This is a genomic window from Bradyrhizobium sp. NBAIM03 (assembly GCF_020194055.1).
GTDB classification, from domain to species: domain Bacteria; phylum Pseudomonadota; class Alphaproteobacteria; order Rhizobiales; family Xanthobacteraceae; genus Bradyrhizobium; species Bradyrhizobium yuanmingense.
Window position 1 is genome coordinate 1 of record NZ_JADYVS010000222.1, and the last position, 410, is coordinate 410.

At 62.2% G+C, this 410-nt stretch carries 1 protein-coding gene; it reads right to left on the reverse strand.

The window, feature by feature from the left end:
* Positions 1-168: 168 nt before the first annotated feature.
* Positions 169-410, reverse strand: a 242-nt coding sequence (locus tag I6F21_RS38205) for a lipocalin family protein (protein WP_225184445.1), incomplete at its 5' end; no start/stop codon positions are given.

Here is a 410-nt window from a genome sequence, read left to right on the forward strand (position 1 = left end):
GTATGTGCCCGGCCGCGGCGCGCGCTTCTACGCAAACGGACAACTGACGACCGAGGTGAACGATCCCGCCTTCGCGCGCGCCTTTTTCGATATCTGGCTGGCACCCGGCACGCGCGCTCCGTCCTTGCGTCGTCACCTTCTGGGCAAGTCACGTTGATGCGCAGGCAGCTAGTTGGGATCTCCCGGCGACTGGAAGCCCGGTTGCCCGATCTGGCTTGGGAACTGCGGTACACGCCGGAAACGCGAAATGTCGTAACCCATCGCTTCGAAACGGCCCAATGCCGCGCGATAGTCCGCATCGCTCATGTTGGGCTCGCGCGAAAACACCCAGCCGAGGCTTTTGTCCGGATAGCCGAGCAGAGTCACACGGTATTCTGGGTCGACATAGAGCGTCAGCTGCGACACGTAGA